General features: G+C 68.3%; 15 protein-coding genes. 6 read left to right on the plus strand and 9 right to left on the minus strand.

The features are described from left to right. Positions 1 to 57: 57 nt before the first annotated feature. Entirely contained in the window at positions 58 to 447 is a 390-nt protein-coding gene (locus MPARV_RS0112015; RefSeq protein ID WP_012225680.1) for a hypothetical protein, read from the plus strand. Between the two features lie 36 nt (positions 448 to 483). On the opposite strand, the gene MPARV_RS0112020 is transcribed toward MPARV_RS0112015, so the two are convergent. Further along, on the minus strand, positions 484 to 1,806 hold the full coding sequence (locus tag MPARV_RS0112020) for an inositol-3-phosphate synthase (RefSeq protein WP_012225678.1): 1,323 nt from the start codon (positions 1,804 to 1,806) through the stop codon (positions 484 to 486). A 132-nt stretch (positions 1,807 to 1,938) separates the two neighbouring features. On the opposite strand from MPARV_RS0112020, the gene MPARV_RS0112025 reads away from it, so the two are divergent. Next, a complete protein-coding gene (locus MPARV_RS0112025; RefSeq protein WP_020378419.1) occupies positions 1,939 to 2,886 on the plus strand; it encodes a LysR family transcriptional regulator in 948 nt (315 codons plus the stop codon). A gap of 50 nt (positions 2,887 to 2,936) precedes the next feature. Here MPARV_RS0112025 and MPARV_RS0112030 read toward each other — a convergent pair whose 3' ends face one another. Both MPARV_RS0112030 and MPARV_RS0112035 read right to left on the minus strand, forming a co-directional pair. Beyond that, positions 2,937 to 3,746, minus strand: coding sequence for a thioesterase family protein (locus MPARV_RS0112030; RefSeq protein ID WP_020378420.1), 810 nt, complete (start codon positions 3,744 to 3,746; stop codon positions 2,937 to 2,939). After that, positions 3,746 to 4,732, minus strand: coding sequence for a diaminopimelate dehydrogenase (locus MPARV_RS0112035; protein ID WP_031278424.1), 987 nt, complete (start codon positions 4,730 to 4,732; stop codon positions 3,746 to 3,748). Before MPARV_RS0112035 ends, MPARV_RS0112030 begins: the two co-directional genes overlap by 1 nt. A gap of 111 nt (positions 4,733 to 4,843) precedes the next feature. On the opposite strand from MPARV_RS0112035, the gene MPARV_RS0112040 reads away from it, so the two are divergent. The 3 genes from MPARV_RS0112040 to MPARV_RS0112050 all read left to right on the plus strand — a co-directional run bounded on the left by MPARV_RS0112040 (position 4,844) and on the right by MPARV_RS0112050 (position 8,874). Beyond that, positions 4,844 to 6,307, plus strand: a complete 1,464-nt coding sequence (locus MPARV_RS0112040) for an aldehyde dehydrogenase (protein ID WP_020378422.1) — start codon at positions 4,844 to 4,846, stop codon at positions 6,305 to 6,307. Between the two features lie 82 nt (positions 6,308 to 6,389). Further along, positions 6,390 to 7,265, plus strand: a complete 876-nt coding sequence (locus tag MPARV_RS0112045) for a restriction endonuclease (RefSeq protein ID WP_020378423.1) — start codon at positions 6,390 to 6,392, stop codon at positions 7,263 to 7,265. A 166-nt stretch (positions 7,266 to 7,431) separates the two neighbouring features. Further along, a complete protein-coding gene (locus MPARV_RS0112050; protein WP_020378424.1) occupies positions 7,432 to 8,874 on the plus strand; it encodes an HNH endonuclease signature motif containing protein in 1,443 nt (480 codons plus the stop codon). Between the two features lie 80 nt (positions 8,875 to 8,954). On the opposite strand, the gene MPARV_RS0112055 is transcribed toward MPARV_RS0112050, so the two are convergent. From MPARV_RS0112055 to MPARV_RS0112080, 6 genes are all read right to left on the minus strand, one after another. Further along, a complete protein-coding gene (locus tag MPARV_RS0112055) occupies positions 8,955 to 10,283 on the minus strand; it encodes an HTTM domain-containing protein (protein ID WP_020378425.1) in 1,329 nt (442 codons plus the stop codon). Then, positions 10,258 to 11,187: an imelysin family protein gene (locus tag MPARV_RS0112060; protein ID WP_020378426.1), complete on the minus strand. Its 930-nt coding sequence runs from the start codon at positions 11,185 to 11,187 to the stop codon at positions 10,258 to 10,260. The genes MPARV_RS0112055 and MPARV_RS0112060 overlap by 26 nt, the downstream gene beginning before the upstream one ends. Further along, the gene (locus MPARV_RS0112065) at positions 11,184 to 12,581 is read right to left on the minus strand and encodes a di-heme oxidoreductase family protein (RefSeq protein WP_020378427.1); all 1,398 of its coding nucleotides are present in this window, start codon (positions 12,579 to 12,581) and stop codon (positions 11,184 to 11,186) included. Before MPARV_RS0112065 ends, MPARV_RS0112060 begins: the two co-directional genes overlap by 4 nt. Then, the gene (locus MPARV_RS0112070) at positions 12,578 to 13,768 is read right to left on the minus strand and encodes an imelysin family protein (protein ID WP_200865155.1); all 1,191 of its coding nucleotides are present in this window, start codon (positions 13,766 to 13,768) and stop codon (positions 12,578 to 12,580) included. The genes MPARV_RS0112065 and MPARV_RS0112070 overlap by 4 nt, the downstream gene beginning before the upstream one ends. A 77-nt stretch (positions 13,769 to 13,845) precedes the next feature. After that, positions 13,846 to 14,307 (minus strand): cupredoxin domain-containing protein, encoded by a 462-nt coding sequence (locus tag MPARV_RS0112075; protein WP_012225653.1) that lies wholly within the window; start codon positions 14,305 to 14,307, stop codon positions 13,846 to 13,848. A 92-nt stretch (positions 14,308 to 14,399) separates the two neighbouring features. After that, complete coding sequence (locus MPARV_RS0112080; protein ID WP_012225651.1) at positions 14,400 to 15,431, minus strand: hypothetical protein; 1,032 nt, start codon at positions 15,429 to 15,431, stop codon at positions 14,400 to 14,402. Between the two features lie 161 nt (positions 15,432 to 15,592). On the opposite strand from MPARV_RS0112080, the gene MPARV_RS0112085 reads away from it, so the two are divergent. Next, on the plus strand, positions 15,593 to 18,589 hold the full coding sequence (locus MPARV_RS0112085; RefSeq protein WP_020378429.1) for a hypothetical protein: 2,997 nt from the start codon (positions 15,593 to 15,595) through the stop codon (positions 18,587 to 18,589). Position 18,590: the final 1 nt, after the last annotated feature.

An 18,590-nucleotide genomic window follows, 5' to 3' on the forward strand; every position in this document is an offset into this window, starting at 1 on the left:
AGCGCTCATTGACGTACCGCACCCGGCCCACCGGCCCGGCCGGTACAAAGGCTCGCCATGCTCCTGTCCAACGTTCCGTCGTCAGTGCTTCATCAGGCCGATCATCGGCACGGTAGCTCCGATCTGGCCCCCATCGGTCAGGCGGCGCCCCAGAGTCGACATGGGAGCTTTCGAGTGGTGCTGGGCGACGGCTTCGCCCGAGACACCGTGGTGGTGCGGTACGGCGGTGTCGAGTTGGCTCGGCGCTGCGGCGTGTCCACCCGTCCCGATGGGAACGCCGGGGTGATCGTCGCCGAGGTGCCGGTGGGCGCGGCGGACCACCACCTCACCATCGAGGTGGTCGGCCGCCTGATGTCGGGCTCGATGCAACTCTCGCCACCGACCGCGGGTGAGGTTACCGTCAAAGCCAACCTCGACCGCCTCAACCTGCACCTGACCCTCGTCTGAACGGAGAGCGGAAGGCGGGGCTGGGAGCGCAGCCGCCTACTCGTCCTCGGCGTGGGTGACGGGCTCTTCGCCCAGCCATGCACGAAGGGTGTTCTTCAGCTTGATCTGCTGGATGAAGATGTCGTGCTCGGGTGGGATCCCACCGAGGGCGTCGGGCGCCTTCCAGTAGAAGCTCAGCCACTCCTGAAGCCCGGACTGTCCGGCGCGCTGGGCCAGGTCGAGGAACAGCGCCAGGTCCAACACGATCGGGGCGGCGAGGATCGAGTCCCGACACAGGAAGTCCACCTTGATCTGCATCGGATAGCCCATCCAGCCGAAGATGTCGATGTTGTCCCAGCCCTCCTTGTTGTCACCCCGGGGCGGGTAGTAGTTGATGCGCACCACGTGGTCGAGGTTGCCGTACAGGTCGGGGTACAACTCAGGCTGAAGGATGGTGTCCAGCACACCCAGCTTGGACATCTCCTTGGTCTTGAAGTTCTCGGGATCATCCAGCACCTCGCCGTCCCGGTTACCCAGAATGTTGGTGGAGTACCAGCCACGCACGCCCAGCATGCGGGCCTTGAACCCTGGGGCCAGGATGGTCTTCATCAGTGTCTGGCCGGTCTTGAAGTCCTTGCCGGTGAACGGCACGCCTCGCTCGGCGGCCAGCATGGCCGCCCAGGGGGTGTCGACCGCCAGGTTGGGGGCGCCGTTGGCAAACGGCACACCCGAGCTCAGCGCCGCCCACGCATACATCTGCGAGGGGGAGATGTTGGGGTCGTTCGCCTTCATACCGGCCTCGAAGGCATCGGGGTCGGCGTGCACATCGGATTCCACCTGGTAGGCCTCGGTCGAGCCGGTCCACACCATCACCAGACGATCGCAGTTCTCCTCCTCCTTGAACCGGGCGATGTCCTCAACCAGTTGCTGGGCCAGGTCCCACTTGTTGGCCCCTTCCTTCACCCGGATGCCCTCCAGCTTGGACACCCAACGCTGATCGAACACTGCCGGCATCGACGTAACGCCCTCCATCTCGCCGGAGATCGGGGCCAGGTCTGCCTCCTGCAGCACCCCACAGGTGCGTGCGGCCTCCAGCGCATTGGCCGAGATGGGGTCCCACCCACCGAACGCCATGTCGTCCATGCCGGCCAACGGGGCGAAGTCCTTGATCATCGGGTTGCGGCCCTCCTCGCGACGTCCGAGGCGAATGTGGGCCATCTGGGTGAGGCTGCCGATTGGCGCGGCCAGCCCCTGGCGGGCGGCCATGATGCCGGCGATCGTGGTGGTGGACACCGCCCCCATGCCCGGCATCAGCAGGCCGAGGCGCCCGGTGGCGGGCGCGATGTCGAGCGGTTGTGGGGTACTGCTTGGCTGGGTCACGGCTGGATCCTTGGGTGTTGAGTTGGACAGTGCTTCGTTCGAGTCCACCGGGCGGGCGCGCCGGCGGTGGGTTCATCAGAGTGTTGTTGACAGCTTCCCTAGAGTCAATGCCATGATTCATCGGCATGTCTTATGAATAGCCCCTCGCTCTTCGCTGTTCCCTCACTGTCCACGCAGCAGTTGCGCTACCTGCAGACAGCTGCCCGCGCCCCCAGCTGGACCGAGGCCGCCAACGAACTCCGGGTCACCCAATCGGCGCTCAGCCAGGGAATCGCCGAGTTGGAACGGCGCCTCGGCATCGAGCTGTTCGAACGGGTGGGGCGGCGCCGGGTGTTGTCGTCGGCGGGCAACGAGATCCTGGTCCAGGCCGACCGGGTGCTGGCCCAGGCCGCCGATCTGGGGCGGCTTGCGGAACGTCTTCGTCACGGTTTTGCGGGCGCCTACCGGCTGGGGCTCATCGACTCGGCTGCGGTGGCCACCTGCCGACCTGCCCTGGCTGCCGTCCGGCGGCTGGCGGGCGATGCGCTGAACGTCATCGTCGACACCTCGGTGCCACTCACCCGGGCGGTCCAACGAGGCGAGTTGGACCTGGCCGTCGTTGTCGCCGACAACGCCGCCCTCACCAGTGGCGGGTCGCAGCTTGGGTCGGAGTCCAACGTCGCCGTCACGGCGGTGGCCGAGGAGCCGATGGTGATCGTCGCCCCCGCCAACGTTTCCACCGAGGTGGTGACCGACCCGCGACGTTGGGGCCCATGGGTGATGCCACCCGAAGGGTCGACCACCCGGGTACTCCTCGACGCCGCCCTGCGTGCCCGGGGTGCCGACCCGACGACCACCCTCGAGAGCTCCAACCCCACCGTGTTGTTGTCGATGGTGGAGCTGGGGCTCGGTTGGGCCGTGCTGCCCGACCATGCCCCCGGACTGCAACGACGCGGGACCGGCGCCAAGCCGACCGGCGCCAAGCCGACCGGCGCCGAGGTGGTGATCATCGGTGAACTCATCGCCCGGCGCTTGGTCGCCGTGACCCGCACGGGGGCGCCGTCCGACCCGCGCACCGAGCGATTCCTCGTCTCGGTGTAATTGGAGTCGGCCGACGGGCTCAAACAGACCAGCCGACAGGCTCAATCGATTCAGCCGACGGGCTCGAACAGCAGGGTCTGCACCGCACGACCGAGGCGGCCACGCTCGTCGTACAGGTCGGCTTCGGCGGTGCCGATGCCCTCGTCGGTGAATCGGGTCACCGCGTCGACGGCCACCCACTCCCCCACCGGCAGCCGGTGCACGGTCACGGTGAGGTCGGGGTTGATGAAGGTCGCCTCCGAGAGGTCGACGACGCTCGAAATGCCGTTGAGGAAGTCGGCGGCCGCCACCACCCGCTGAAACCCGGTCGGCTCCACCCCGGGCAGGACCGGCACCCTGAGTCGGATCCAGTCGGTGGCCGGGCCGGGCTCGCTGAACGATCCCTTGACCACGCGGTGTTCGGTCCCATCGGCATGAAAGACGAGCTGGTCGTCGGGAAAGTCCCAGTCGAGGCTGCTCTGCCCGACGGATCGATCGGCGATCTGCGGCTCGACCGGGCGGATCAGACCGTCGGGCAACGTCATCTCGCGACGTCGGATGGCCAGGATCGAGGCCCGCGCCAGCCGACGACCCTCGTCGTCGGCGATCACCACCTCGGCCACCTGCACCTTGCGACCCGGCCGCACGATCTCGGCGTGAACGCTGAGCGGGGCGAGGGGCACGGCCCGTTCGAGATCCAGGGTCAGCCGGACGGGCAGGTGCGCGTCCGCACCGCTGTCGACCAGCACGGTCTCGGCGGCGTGGGCCACCAGCGCCGCGGTCGGACCACCGTGCAACGCGTTGGGTGACCACGGCCCCCGGCTCAACCCGGTGGGCTGGTAGCGGCCGTCGCCGAGCGGAACGAACAGCGAGTCGGCCATCAGAGCAGGTCGCGCCGGAGGTCCTCGGGCGACCGGGGCGACAGCAGGCCGGGTGCCACGTCGAACGGGGTCTTGGCCCCGAAGTCACCCCCCTGATTCATGCGATGAGCGGCACGGGCGTAGGCCACGACCACGCCGGCGGTGAACGACGGGTTGTGGCCGAGCTCCAGGGAGAACTGCATCGTGTGATCGTGGCCGTCGGCGGTCGAGGCGCTGCGGATGACGACCCCGCCGTGGGGCATGGCGTCGTGCTCGGCAGCCAGGGTGTCCGCGTCGATGAACGTCACCGTGGTGTCGTAGTCGACGAAGTAGTCGGGCATCGTCACGATCGCCTGCTCCACCTCGTCGGCGTCGGCGCCGTCGGTCAGCACCACGAAACAGTGGCGGGTGTGCTTCTCCCGGGTGGTCAGTTCCGGACGTTCGCCGCTACGGGCTCGCGCGACCGCGTCCGACGTCGGGTTGGTGTACTGCACGCCGGCGGCCACGCCGTCCACGCGACGCACCGCGTCGGAGTGCCCCTGGCTGAGGCCCCTACCCCAGAACGAGTAGGTGGCACCCTCGGGCAGGATCGCCTCACCGATCAGCCGATTGATCGAGAACAGGCCGGGGTCCCATCCGGTGGAGATCACCGCGGTGGTGTTGTTGTCCCTGGCGGGCGCATCGACCGACGCGAAGTACTCGGGGATCCTGGCATGGGTGTCGTAGCTGTCGACGATGTTGAACATCGAGGCCAGCAACGGCCCCTGCACCGGCAGGTCCTCCTTCGAACCGCCACAGCACAACATGACGTCGACCAAGACCTGGAGGTCGGCGACGTCGTCGAGGTGCACCACCGGGGTCTCCGGGTTGGCCGGCGTCACCGTGGCCGGGTCCCGCCGGGTGACCACAGCCACCAGCTCCAGGTCGGGGCTTTGGCTGATCGCCGCCTCCGCCCCCCGCCCGAGGTTGCCGTAGCCGGTGATTGCGATCCTGATCGGAATGCTCATGGTCATCCATCATGCGGGCCGACCGACCTCCGCTCCCAACCGGCGTCCGATCGAGCTGCGGGTCACTAGGATCGGTCGACCGACGGCGACACGCACGACTCAAGGGGATTCATGTCCGACCTGCATCACGACCACCTCTACATCGGCGGAAACTGGGTGGCGCCCGCCACCGACGGTCGCATCTCGGTGATCTCGCCCATGACCGAACAGGAGCTGGGGTCCACCCCGGAGGGGGCGCCCGCCGACATCGACGCTGCGGTCACCGCCGCCCGTGGTGCACTCGACGGCGACTGGGGCCGCTCGACCGCCGCCGAGCGGGCCGACGTGATCGACCGGCTCTATGCGCTCTTTCTGGAACGGTCCGACGACCTGGCCAACCTGATCACCGCCGAGGTGGGCAGCCCACTGCTGTTCAGCCACTTCGGCCAGGTGGGTGCCACCGGCATGGCGCTCGACTACTTCGCCAAGCTGACCCGAAGCTTCGCCTTCGAGGAGGTGCGCGACGGCATGATGGGCCCGGCCCTCGTGCGCCACGAGCCGGTGGGCGTCTGCGCCGGCATCGTGCCGTGGAACGTGCCGCTGTTCATCTCGATGCTCAAGCTGGCCCCGGCGCTGGCCAGCGGATCGACGATCGTGCTCAAGCCCGCCCCGGAGACGCCGCTAAGCGCCAACGCCCTCGCCCAGATGTGCATCGACGCCGGGGTGCCCGATGGGGTGGTCAACATCGTCCCGGCCGGACGGGAGACCGGCCAGCACCTGGTGACCCACCCCGACGTCGACAAGGTCAGCTTCACCGGCTCGACCGCGGCCGGTCGCAAGATCGGCGCCGCCTGCGGCGAACTGCTCCGCCGGGTCACCCTCGAGCTCGGCGGCAAGTCCGCCGCCATCATCTGCGATGACGCCGATCTCGACGCGATCATGCCCGAGCTGATCGCCGCTTCGACGATGAACAACGGCCAGGCGTGTGTGGCCCAGACCCGCATCCTCGCCACCCGCAACCGCTACGACGAGGTCGTCGAGGCGCTGACCGAAGCGGTCGCCGCCATTCCCGTTGGTGACCCGGCCAACATGGAAACCGGCTGCGGACCGCTGATCGCCGAACGCCAGCGCGAGCGGGTGGAGGGCTACATCCAGGCCGGACGCGACGAGGGTGCCCGCGTCACCACCGGCGGCGGCCGCCCCGAAGGTCTCGACCGCGGCTGGTTCGTCGAGCCCACCGTGTTTGCCGACGTCGACAACTCGATGCGCATCGCCCAGGAGGAGATCTTCGGCCCGGTGTTGGCGGTCATTGCCGTCGACGATGCCGACGACGCCGTGCGGGTGGCCAACGACTCGGCGTACGGCCTCTCGGGCACCGTGTGGACCGCCGACGCCGACGCGGGCCTCGACATCGCCCGCAAGGTTCGCACCGGCACCTACACGGTCAACGGGTTCGCCATGGAGTGGGGTGCGCCATTCGGCGGCTTCAAGGACTCCGGGGTCGGACGGGAGCTTGGCCCCGAGGGTCTGGCCGCCTACCTCGAGTCGAAGACGATCAACCTGCCCGCCGGCACCGAGCCAACACTGGCCTACTGACGCCGCGCGTTGGTCCGCTGCTTCTCGATGCTGATGCGCTGTCAGGATCGATCCAGACCGCACGAGGACTAGCCTGAACCAAATGCCAGTCGGTGAACCCTCCCTCCCCAAATGGAACGAAACGTTCTGGCCAACCATCTCGGCGCTCAAGGAACTGGGAGGGTCTGGCACCATCCAAGAGATCGATGACGAGGTCGTTCGACAACAGGACTATTCGGACGCCCAGCTCGCAGTTCTTCACGGCGATGGTGAAAAGTCGGAAATCGCATACCGGCTGGCTTGGGCCAGGACGAACCTGAAGAACCTTGGCGCTGTTACCAACAGCGCAAGAGGCGTTTGGGCGATTACCGACTTCGGACGCGAGGCTTCAGCAGGTCAACTCATCGATCTCGACCGCCAGTGGCGGCGCGAACTTGCTGCAAAACGAGCCCAGAAACTGTCCGCTGACGCTGAGCTTTCGGACGAGGACGGCGATGGCGGGTCGACTGAAGACGACTGGAAGGCGATCCTCTTGGCCCGCCTCCTTGAGATGCCCGCGGACGCCTTCGAACGGCTCTCTCAGCGGTTGCTGCGTGAGGCTGGATTTGTCAATGTGAACGTCACGGGTCGATCCGGTGACGGCGGCATCGATGGGACGGGGATATACCGAGTGTCGCCTCTCGTTTCCTTTCCGACCTTCTTCCAATGCAAGCGTTACCGAGGCAACGTCGCTCCCTCTCAAGTTCGAGACTTCCGAGGGGCCATGGCGGGGCGCGGTGACAAGGGCTTGTTGATCACTACGGGAATCTTCTCTAAAGAGGCCCAGGCCGAAGCGACCCGCGATGGCGCTCAGCCAATAGAACTCATCAATGGCGACCGACTCTGTGACCTCCTGAAGCAGTACGACTTGGGTGTCAGCACCGAGCAACGGGTCGTCGAGGACGTCACAGTCGACCCATCCTTCTTCGACACGATCTAGGCCCGTTCTCAGGATGAAGGTCGGAATCGGATAATTCGCGAACTCGCTCGATGATCGGTGATCGATCAACGCCAGGATTTTGATACGTGACTAACGTCATGAATGAATCTCGCCGGTCCACTGGAGTGGATCCTTAACTGTCACAGGCCTTCCGCATACTGGACCTATGAGATCGGCAGCGGAGAGCGACTCGGCCCAGAAGGGCCCCGACCCACTGGAGGAGTTGCGCGCCAGGATTCGTCGTGACGAGATCGCAGCGTTGGATGCAGCACTCGCTTCCGGGACCGATGGCGACGGGGTGCGCGAGCCCGAGGTCGGCGACCCCGCAGGGGCATCGGCACTCGAGCACGCCGAGGCGGCGTTGGACGAACTGTTCGCCGCCGGAGTCCGCCCCGACGACGCCCGCGACGCGGTCGTGTGGATCGACCGACTCGAACACTTGGGCCGCAGGATTGATGCCGCCAAATCGGCGCTGGTCGGCGAGATCACCCGATCACGGTTCCACCTGACCGACGGACACGGCTCACCCAGGATCATGGTCCGACACGTCGCCAAGTTGTCCGAAGCCGAGTCACTCAACCGCACCCGGGCCGCCGAAGCGTGTGCCGACCTCCCGAAGGTGGAAGCGGCGTGGCAGGCCGGGACCCTGCCCACGTCGGCTGCCAACACGTTGGGCCGTGTCCACGCCAACCAGCGGGTCGCACCAGCACTCGAGGCCCGCCAAGACGAATTCATCGCCGACGCGACGACAATGTCGTCGAAATCGTTCGCGAGCAAAGCCCACCGCTGGGAACGCCTCATCGACGAAGACGGCCCCGAACCGGCCAACGAACGCAACCACAACAACCGCGACACCCGCCTCCGTCCGAACCCCGGTGACCTGTCGTGGGACCTCACCGGGTTCTTCGCCTCGGCCCAGGGCGCCCAAATGCGCGAGATCTTCGACCGGTTCGTCGACGCCGAATTCGAAGCCGACTGCGCTGCAGCCAAAGCCGCAGCGATCGCCGCCGGTGGCACCGGTGAGATCACCAAAGCCGATTTGGACCGTACCGACGCCCAACGCCGCGCCGATGCCCTGTTCCGGATCTTCCAGAACGCCGCCACCGCACCCGACGGTGCGATCCCACCCGGGTTCGTGCACAACATCCACTGGTCAGCAACCGCGTACGAAGCAATGCTCCACGCCATCGACGAGAACCGGCCACCCGTCTTCGATCCCGACACGTTCATGTGCCGCACCGACGACGGCCACGACCTCGACCCAACCGAGACAGCCGCCACCAGCCTGTTCTCAACGTTCCGTCGGATCGTCGTCGACGCAGCCGGCGTCGTGATCGACCTGGGAAGAGCCCGCAGGTTCACCGGCTCAGCACGAACCGCCGCCACCGCCACCCACACCCACTGCATCTGGCCCGGCTGCCACGCACCCGCCAGCCGCTGCGACATCGACCACCTCACCGAACACTCCCGAAACGGCCCCACCAACCCGGCCAACGCAGCACCGTTATGCGGCCGGCACAACCGCTGGAAACAAAAAGGCTTCTCGATCCGCCGGAACCCCGACGGCACCTGGCAAACCACCCGCCCCGACGGCAGCCAACTCGAGTAGATCCGGGCATCGATGCACCTTCGGCTTCGGAGCGAGGGACTGCACCACCGAGGGACTGCACCACCGAGGACTGCGCCGGTTCAGCGAGGCCGGCGTTCAAGGGCGGCCAGGTCGAGCGCCGGGTCGACCAGTCGCCGGCGTTGTCGACCGTTGATCGAGACCCACGCATCAGCGCGCACCTCCACCCGGGGGTGGCCATCGGCGCGGGCCTCGGCAGCGACGACGTGGGCCGCGGTGATCAAGAGGTCCCGGCGCGAGGCCAGCTGGCCCACCTGCCAGGGTTCGAAGTAGTCGCCGGGGGCGACTGTCCATGCCTGGTCCGTCGTGGGATCGGTCACCAGGAACCGGGCCGTACCGGTCTTCTCGGTGAGCATGACCCGTAGTGACCCGTAGTAGCCGGCCTCGTTCTCGGTCACGTCACCGGCGTAGGCGTAGTGGCGCAGCGGCACCACCAGGTTGACGACGACCAGCCCAAGCGCCGCTCGACGAACCCAGGTGGGGGTTGTCGGCGCATCGGCCTGCGGAGGTCGTGGCACGACGACGCCGATCCGGCGGAGCATCCGCTCCGGCCAGGACGGTGCGAAGAACACCGGGGTCAGGGCCATCATCGCCCACGGAAACAACCCAATCTGGAACAACGCTGCGGTGCTGAGGTGGAACACGACGACCGCCACATACGCCCACGGCCGGGAGCGTCGCCACACGAGCCAGCCGACGATGGTGAGGTCGAAGATCGCGCCCGCCCACGACACCACCAACGGGGTGAGCGGCAGGTCGAACAGCGATCCCACCAGGGGCCGGTCGCCGCGGGCCGCCAACCACATGCCCAAAGGCTCGCCCCGCAGGAGCCAATCGGCGTTCAGCTTGGCGATCCCGGCAACGACATAGACGATCCCGACTTGGGAACGGGCCGCCCACACCATCCACACCGGCACCTCGCTCGACGGGGTGACCCGGCCCGTCCACGCATCGAACGACCAGGCCCTTCCCACCGGCAGCACGAACAGCAGCGCGCCCAGCAACGTCATCAGCCAGTAGTGGTTCAGGTAGAGCGCAGCATCGATCAACTCCATCCACACGAAGGCGACCAGGAACACCCCCAAAGCTGCGCGCGTGCGCCAGCCGACGGCGATCGCCAACCCGGCGAACGCCACCACGGCCACGTGCAGGGAGGCGCCGGCCCCGGGCAGCGGCGCCACCCAATCGAAGCCGGGGTAGGTCAGGTGATGCTCGGGAGCGAGGTGCAGCGACCCCACCCAGCCCCGGGCCAGAAACCGCAGCGCCGACGCTGCGACGAGCAGCCCGAACGCGATGCGGAGCGCCTCCAGCGAGGCCGACGACACCGCTCGGGCGTGAGCGGCCGTGACCTGCCGGACCGCCCGATCAACCGGCGCTGTCGCCGTCAGCATCGCTGAACGTGACCTTGATACCCAGTTTGGCGACCACCTCGGAGGCGACGGTGGCCCGCAGCGCCTCGGCGGCCTCCTCAAACCCGGCCGGCTGCTGCTCAACTGACGGCTGCTCAACCGGGCCTGCCACAGCGACCATGCGATCGGCCTCGACGCGCAGTCTGGCGGCGAGGTCGTCGTCGACCATGACCGCCAGCCCCGAGTCGCCATCGGCGCCAAACAACACCCGCTCGATCGACGCACTCCGGGCACCGAGGTGGGCGGACTCCCGGCTCGACAGCAGCGTCAGCAGGTGGTTGACCACCGCGTCGAGGCCGCCGGTGGCCGTCAACTGCTCCTGGTAGGACGCTGCATCGGTGGACTCGGTCCAGGCGCTCGCCACCTCATCAATGGTTGACGCCGCCAGAACGGTTGCCGCGGTTGCGTAGTCACACGCTCGATCATCCAGCGGAGCGCCGTCCAGCAGGTACGCGGCCGCCCCGTAACCTCGGGTGTCGGCGCCGACGAACTCGGCGAGGTAGTCGGCGTCGATCGTCACCGGCTCGGCGGCCGCGAGCAGTTCATCGACGTCGTCGGTGTTGACCGGCCAGTCGACCAGCGCGTTGGCCCGCAGGTCGGTCGCCGGGCCCATCCACCACGCTTCGGTCTCGTGCCATCGGGTTTGGGCGACGGCGACCTGGTCGGCGGCTGCCTCGACGTCGCCCGGTTGGCCCGACGCACACGCGTCGGTGACGGCGTCGGTGGCCTCGCGGGACACGGGTACCAAGGCGGCCATGTCGTCGGCGCCAAGCTGTGCGATGGCCGCGGTCGTCTCCTCACGACTGACACCGCCCGCACACCCTGCGGCAATCAGCAGCACCGTTACGCCAATGGCGATCGGTCGGCGGATTTCACGACGTGTCACAGGACCTCCAGGTAGGCGATCAGGTCAGCGCGCTCGTCGGCATCGAGTGCTGCGAACGCGTCGGCCGCGGCCTGCGCTTCTCCGCCGTGCCACATGATGGCCTCCTCGAAGGTTCGCGCTCGACCGTCGTGCATCATGAATCGCTCGCCGTTGACCACCGGAACCAGGCCCAGGCCCCACAGGGGCGGCGTACGCCATTCCGTGCCGGAGGCCGCAAAGTCGGGACGGCCGTCGGCAAGGCCGGGGCCCATGTCGTGCAGCAACAGGTCGGTGAACGGGCTGATCGTCTGCTCGCTCAGCATGGGCACGTCGGCCGGTCCGGTCGTCTGGCTGGTCGTGTGGCAGCCGGCGCAGCCGACGGTGCCAAACTGCTCCGCCCCGGAGCGCACGTGCGGCGACTCGAAGTCTCGCATCGCCGGCACCGCCAGCGTCCGGTTGTAGAACACGACCCGATCAAAGGTCTCCTGCGGGATCTCGGGACTGCCGCCGCCGATGGCCGCCACGCACGACGGGTCATCGCTGTGGCAGTTCTCGTCCGGAAACAGCGGCGAGGTGATGCCCATGTCACCGTGGAACGCCCCGGCCACCTGGCCCTCGACCTTGCCGACGTTGGCCTTCCACCCGAAGCGTCCCAGTATCTCGTCGCCGGTGTGGGGGTCGGGCACCAGGTTGATCCGTCCGGAGATGCCGTCGCCGTCGGCGTCGTCCGGATCGGCGGCAGCGCGCACCGAGGCCTCCGGGATCGCCTCGAGCAACCCGACGCCCATCACCTGCGGCGCCAGCCGGGGCGAGATCATCACGTCGTCACCCAACGGCCCGTGGGCCAAGTCGGAAGTGTCGATCTTCGGCCGACGCAGCTCGTAGGTGGCGCCGTCGTCGAACGAGCCGGTCTCGGACACCCAGTCGATCGCAACGATGCCCTCGGGCTGGACGCCCGGCACCGCCCGATCCTGCAGTTGGTCGCCATACGTGGGCTCGGGCATCGGACCACCTGCAGGCGAGGTTCCCGGCACCGAGAGGCGTAGCAACAGCCCCAGCGTCGAGGTGTCGTCGGCGTCGATCGGCGGCGCTCCCCGCCCGTCGAGCCCGTGACACGACGAGCAGGCCTGGGCGTTAAACGTGGGGCCGAGCCCGTCTCTCGCCTTGGTCGAAGCCGGCGACGTCACCCAGTTTTGGTTGAAGAAGCTGTCGCCCACCTCGAAGTCCAAGCGCTGATCGTCATCCAACCCTTTGACCGGCAGCCCAAACGCGTTGCGGTTGGTGGCCGAGCGGGTGGCTTCGCCCCCCAGCTTGGGGTCGATCGCCACCGGCTCGTCGTCCGAGCCGGCGCAGGCGGACACGATGAGTCCGGCGACGAACACCACGGCGACAGCCCGTCGGGCGAACCCGGTCACGACACCTCGACGGTCAGCCCGAGCGCGGCCGCTTGATCGACGATCAGGTCGGTCTGAGCTCCGAGGTTGCCCATCGTGGTCTTGATGGCGGCGCGACCCGGGTCGTCGTCGCTCACGCCGTCGAGCAGGTGCTGATCGAACGGCGCGGGAATCGACTCGGCTGAGGTGACGCTCGTCTCGACAGCAGCGGTCAACTCGGCGGCGGCGGCCTCATCGTCGTCGGCGAGAAGTTGCGCCAGGCCCGGTCCAGCGAGGCCCCCGGGATAGTCACCGGTGATCACGTTGGCGACCCCCTGGGCATTGGCAACGATGTCCTCGGTGGTGTTGTCCGAGAAGCACGAGTGCTCCTCTTCCTGGGTTCGCTCGGTGTAGGCGACCGACATCCGTTCGCCCGCCAACTCGCCGCGGCTCAGCTCGCCGATGCCACCGATGATGTCGGTGAGCGCCTCATCGGACGGCTTGGCCAGGAACTCGGCCCGGTAGTTGTCGTCGGCCTCGGGATCCCAGGCGTCGGCCACGTCCTGCAGGTCGGCCAACAGCAGCTCGGTGACCGATCCCAGGTACTCGACCCGACGGTCGGCGTTCTTCGCAGCAGCAGTTCCAGTGGTTGCGAAGTCGGTGGCCGGACGCTCGCCCGGCCCATCTTCGGACAGGTCCTGGCCCCACAGCAGGAACTCGATCGCGTGCCAGCCGGTCGACACGTTGGTCTCGCCGCCGGCCTCGTTCAGTTCCGCCAACGCCCCGGGGGTGAGCTCCGGATGTTCTTCCGGATCATTGATGATGCCCGAATTCGCATCTCCCTCGACATAGTCGACGTACGACTCATCCATCGGCCAGGCGTTGATCTGCCCCTCGGGGCCTGCGTCATCGGCATCGATCGGCCCACCGTAGAAGCGAAACGCCTCGGTCACGCCGTAGTCTGGGCGGGCGTCGAGCCACGACTGCCGGGCGGCGGTCAGCGTGTCCTCGGTCGGCGTGGCCAGGAACGTGTCGATCGTGTCGCTCATCGCGGTGGCACTGTCCAGGCTGGCGCCATAGCTGGCGAAAACACCATCTGCGTAGTGTTCAACCACTTCGGCGCTCAACGTTGCGTCCGCCCCGGAGGGCTGAGACGCCGCCGTTGTCGTCTGATCACCTCCGCCGCACGAGGCGGCGATCAACACGGCAGCGAGGGGGACGGAACTCAACAGGCCACTCTTCATGGGACGTGTTTTAGGCGTCCCTAACAAATCCTGTCAAGGTTGGTGCCGCGAGGTGTGATCTGCTAACCGGTGACGGTGATCGTTGCGGTGGCGTCGCTCAGCTCGTCGGTGGCCTGGTACGTGCCCGGCGCGTCGATGGTGAAGGTCTCGGTCAACCCGCCGGAGATGGTCGCCGCGTCCGCGCCGTTGATCGACACAGCATGGGTGCCCGCATCGGGGGCGGCTTGAAAGGTGAACTCCTCCCCCACCCCGACCTCGAGTGTGCTCGGCTCGTAGGCGCCGGCGGCGGTGAGCGTGACCGTCTTGTCGGCGGCGGCCGGACCGTCGACCAGGGTCGCCGTGCCCGAGCCCGATGCGGCGTCGGCGGGTTCGGTGCCCCCGTCGGAGGTGCCCGCCGGCGCGGCCGTGGTGACGGATGCGCCCTCGGGGTTGGCCGACGGCCCATCGTCCGAACCGCACGAGGTCGTGCCGAGCATCAGGGCGCCGCAGGCGATGAGTGCGGCGAGACGGGTTTGACGTGACATGAAACGCTCCTTGGGTCTGGTCCTCACAGAGCATGGCGGCACCACGCACGTTGTCGGCGCTGAAACCGGTCCCAAGTCGGTCCCAAGGATGCTCAGTCTTTCGGGCACCCACCGTTGACGACGAGGTTGTCAACCGTTTGCTCCACCGTGCCGCCGGGGCCGGAGACCTGCACCACGACGGGGTGGGTGCCCACCTCGGCGGCAGTGAAACCGGACGGGATCTGAGCGGAGAACGACGGTCCGCCACCGGACATCGGGGCGCTGAACGACGTGCCCGCCACCGATACCTGCGCGCCGGTGGCGTTGCGTGCCCGCACCGACACGGTGGCCGAGTACGGGCAGAACGAGTACTCGTAGACGGTGCCCGACACCGAGGCACCATCCACGACGGGCGGTGGTTGCGTTTCGGGTGGCTGGGTTGCGGGTGGCTGCGTTTCGGGTGGTTGCGTTTCGGGTGGCTGGTTTGCGGGTGGCTGCGTTGCGGGTGGCTGCGTTTGGGGTGGCGGCGTAGCAGCCGGGCCCGTCACGGGTGGCGCACCGGTGGGGCTCGGGTCGATACCGGTCGGCTGCGTTTCCGGTGGGGCCACCACCGATCCCGTTGCCGGGTCGGTGATCGGCACACCCGACGAGGTCGAGGCGGACCCACCAACCGTTGTGTCCGACGGGTCGCTGGTGGTCGAGGCGTTCTGAGCCACGGTGGTTGAGGTGACGGCACTGGTCGGGACGGCGGGGGCGTCGGCGCTGATCTCGATCTCGCGCATGGCCGAGGCGATGTTCGAGGTGCCCCGCGACTTGGCGACCAGTTGGTGCAGGCCGGGCTTGGCGCTCCAGGCGAAGTGCGCCAGCGCCAGCTTGCCGGACCGGTCGAGTTGGTCGTCGGTGGCCACGTCCTTGCCGTCGACCTCCAGGATCAACGCGTCGATCGAGGTGTCGGTGGCGTGTGCGGTGACCGTCAGGTCACCGGGGGGAAAGGCCCGATCGCCGGTGGGACCATCGATCCACACCTGCGCCGGGGCCGAGTCGAGGGCACCCGCGGGCGCGTCACGAGCCGCCAGCACCATGGCTCCCCCTCCGGCGGCGGCCATCACCACCGGGATGATCACCTTCGCCCAGAATACCGGCATCTCCAACCCCTGGCTTCCGGCAACGGTCGGGGTGACCTGGCCGGTGCGGTGACCGTATCGGTGCGTGACAGCCCCTTGGCCAGGCCACCAGGTCCCAAACCGGTCCCAGATCCGACGAGATTCGGGCTCCGGTCGGTCGCTGCTCGGTACGTTTCGTGGCTGTGACCACCTCTCGCCGGCTCTGGATCCTCGCCTACGTCACCGCCGGAGCCGTCCTGATCGCCGGCGTCGCCGTCCAGATCCGCCACCATGCAGACGGTGGGCGGGAGCAAACCGAGGCGGCCCCTGCCGCGGTCTACGCCGCCATGCCCTTCGAGGCGACCATGTCACAGGTGAGCGCTCCCGTCACCACGGTGGGCGGCTCGATGATGTTCAGCGTCGGCGGCTTCTCCAAATCCGGCATCGACCACATCGACCTGTACGACGGCGCCAGGATGGTGGCGAGGTCACCAGGACCGAAGTACTCCTCCGAGGCGTCGCTGAGCGCCCCCGCCCTGAGCACCGGCGAACACCTGGTGCACGCCGAGCTCGTCGACGGCAAGGGACACGTCACCAAGACCGCGCCGAGCACGGTCGGTGTGGCGCCCGGCCCGGGTGGCCAGAGGGCCGCCCTCGTCACGTTGCTCCCCGGCGAGACCCGGGAGGCGGTGGCCAAACGGCTGGGCCTGGCTCCCGATGCGGTCAGCGAACCGGAGCCACCCCCGGCCGGCGCAGGCCCCGACGAGCCGGAGGCAGATGGGCCGGAGGCAGATGGGCCGGAGGCAGATGGGCCGGAGGCAGATGGGCCGGAGGCAGATGGGCCGGAGGCAAGCGACGCGGCGACGGTCGTGGTCACCGTCGACGCCCAGATCGAAGGCGGCGACGACCGGGGTGTCCGGGAGGCCGTCGTGCAGGCGCCCGCCCAGGTCACGGCCGAGCGAGGCGCTCCCGCTGCCCCGACCACCAAGGTGGACGGCTGTTCGGTCAAGGTCTCCTCCACGAAGGGCGCCACCATCTTTCGTGCCGGTTCCGGCACCTCCGGCTGGGTCAAGGCGGGATCGGGCACAGCGGTCATCGATCCCACGGGTGGCTCGGCGCAGTCGGTGTTTGCCCGCGACCCGGGGGGCGACAGCAGCACCGTGAGCGTTCAGATGCCCCCCGCCTGCCAGGCGGCCACCGGCTGGACCGGCAACGCGTCGATCGTCAACGGCACCCTCAACCTGGACCAACCCAATGGCTCCACCTTCCTGTACCTGACCCAATCGTCAAAGCGCTGGATCAGGATTCCCAGCAATCCCAACGAAACGTTCAAGGCCGGGGTGCACACCGACATCGCCAACATGCTGCCCGCCCTCGCCGGGCGAAGCCTGGACCTGCAGGTGTGGAAGGCCGGAGAGTTCCCCAAACAGGTCGCCTCGGGCAAGCTCCAGGTGCCCGAGGGGCAAACGCTGAACTCCGTCGTGGGCGAACCGGCCGCCCTCACGTTGGGCCTCGCCGGCGAGCCCACCCGCACAGCCGTGGAGCTGGGCTCCACCGACGAGAAGCTCACGTTCGCCTGGGACGCCGCCTCCGACTCCACCGATCGCATCCAGTGGCAACTGCTCGCCGGCAAGCCCAGCCCCGCTGACGGTTCCCTGGCCCCGACCCAGCTGCTGGCCACCGGCCAGAGCCTTGCCATCCCGAACAGTCGGGTCGGACGACGGGGCACGTTCGTGCTCGACACCGCCGACATCATCCGGCGGCCGGGGAGCCTGCCCACGAAGTCCGGCGAGCAGGCCGGGGGCGCCGGTCAGCCGGGCGCGCTCAAGGTGCTCAGGCCGCCGGTCGCCGGTGCCGGCGCCACGCTGCCTTCATCGGCGTCGTTTGGCGCGCTGGTTCCGGCCGGCACCACCGACCCCGTCGTGCAGGCGACGTCGATCCTGCCCAAACCCGGCGACACCGTCTGGGTGCGGGCAGTGGCCAACCCCACCGGCGGTGGTCCAACGTCGACCTCCAACTCGTACCCCGTGACGCTTCCGGTGCCCCAGAGCACCGAGACCGGGGTGGACTTCACGGTGGACTCGCTGACGATCGATCCCGGGCGGGCACCCAACCCCAAGTGGACCGGCTGCCAACAGGTCACGGTCCCCTGGGCCGCCGGCGAGCCAAGTGCGAGCCTGGAAAACCCAGGGATGACGTTCCAGCGCGACGTCGCTCGAAGGTTCTACCCCACCTCCGGTTCCTATTGCGCCCGTGACTTCCCGCCGCCCACCCGTTGCGACGAGTGGTACTGCAAGGCCTACTACGCAGCGGCCGCCGGTGTGGCGTTTGTCATCGACCTAGCCGCTCAGGCCTGGGACATCATCAGCTACGCCTACAACAGCGTCATCACCGCGGTGGTCGACACCTTCGCCAAGTACAACCCCATCTGTTTGACCCTGGCCGCAGCGGACGAGGGCGCCGGCGACGGATGCGCAGCCGTCGCCTCGGTGGTGGCCGGCGTCGCGGTCACCGCCGTGCTGGCCTCCTTCGGCCTCCCCCCGAGCCTGCCGACCAGCGCGCAGGTGAAGGCGCTGGCCGACGGCGAGGTTGCCCTCCTGGCGGTCGAGCTGATGAAGCAGGCCGGCATCCCATGCGACTCGCTGAAGGCCGACCCCGCGTTCGCCGACGCCATCACCTCGGCCGGGGGCGAGCTCGGGGCACCTTCCGAAGCGACGGCGGCGGCAGCGGACCCGTGTCTGGCCGTGGCGAAGATACTGATCAGCTCGGTCAAGAAGCAGGTCTCGTCGGCGACGGCCGCCGCATCGGGCCTGCCGTACTTCGACATCCCGGGGTTCGAGATGGCGCCGGACAAGCGCGGGCTGGCCGACCCCCTCCTGGTGCAGTTGAGCGCTCACGTCACCGAGGCCGACGCCGACGCCACCGGGGCGGTCTGCCGGGTGCAGATGCGGGACCCGGCAAACAAGCTGGACCACGGGCCGACGCCCTATGCGTGGGAGACGTTCGTCCTCACCGAGGACGAACCGTTGGATGGAACCGGATCGTGGAGCGGCGCCGGCACCTCGCAGGAGGCTGCCGTGGATCCAGTCGCTGCGCTGACCGACGCGAACATCGCCGTCGAGACGCGCTCGGTGTACCCCTCGCCGTGCGACATACCCCCAGCGACCGCCACCAAGCGGGTGGCGCCCCCGGACCCGTAGC

This window comes from Candidatus Microthrix parvicella Bio17-1, assembly GCF_000299415.1.
GTDB classification, from domain to species: Bacteria; Actinomycetota; Acidimicrobiia; order Acidimicrobiales; family Microtrichaceae; genus Microthrix; species Microthrix parvicella.

Coding starts and splice junctions, on each gene's coding strand:
- MPARV_RS0112045 (WP_020378423.1), top strand. CDS start 6,390: ATGCCAGTCGGTGAACCCTCCCTCCCCAAATGGAACGAAACGTTCTGG.
- MPARV_RS0112025 (WP_020378419.1), top strand. CDS start 1,939: ATGAATAGCCCCTCGCTCTTCGCTGTTCCCTCACTGTCCACGCAGCAG.
- MPARV_RS0112055 (WP_020378425.1), bottom strand. CDS start 10,283: ATGCTGACGGCGACAGCGCCGGTTGATCGGGCGGTCCGGCAGGTCACG.
- MPARV_RS0112035 (WP_031278424.1), bottom strand. CDS start 4,732: ATGAGCATTCCGATCAGGATCGCAATCACCGGCTACGGCAACCTCGGG.
- MPARV_RS0112015 (WP_012225680.1), top strand. CDS start 58: ATGCTCCTGTCCAACGTTCCGTCGTCAGTGCTTCATCAGGCCGATCAT.
- MPARV_RS0112075 (WP_012225653.1), bottom strand. CDS start 14,307: ATGTCACGTCAAACCCGTCTCGCCGCACTCATCGCCTGCGGCGCCCTG.
- MPARV_RS0112030 (WP_020378420.1), bottom strand. CDS start 3,746: ATGGCCGACTCGCTGTTCGTTCCGCTCGGCGACGGCCGCTACCAGCCC.
- MPARV_RS0112040 (WP_020378422.1), top strand. CDS start 4,844: ATGTCCGACCTGCATCACGACCACCTCTACATCGGCGGAAACTGGGTG.
- MPARV_RS0112050 (WP_020378424.1), top strand. CDS start 7,432: ATGAGATCGGCAGCGGAGAGCGACTCGGCCCAGAAGGGCCCCGACCCA.
- MPARV_RS0112080 (WP_012225651.1), bottom strand. CDS start 15,431: ATGCCGGTATTCTGGGCGAAGGTGATCATCCCGGTGGTGATGGCCGCC.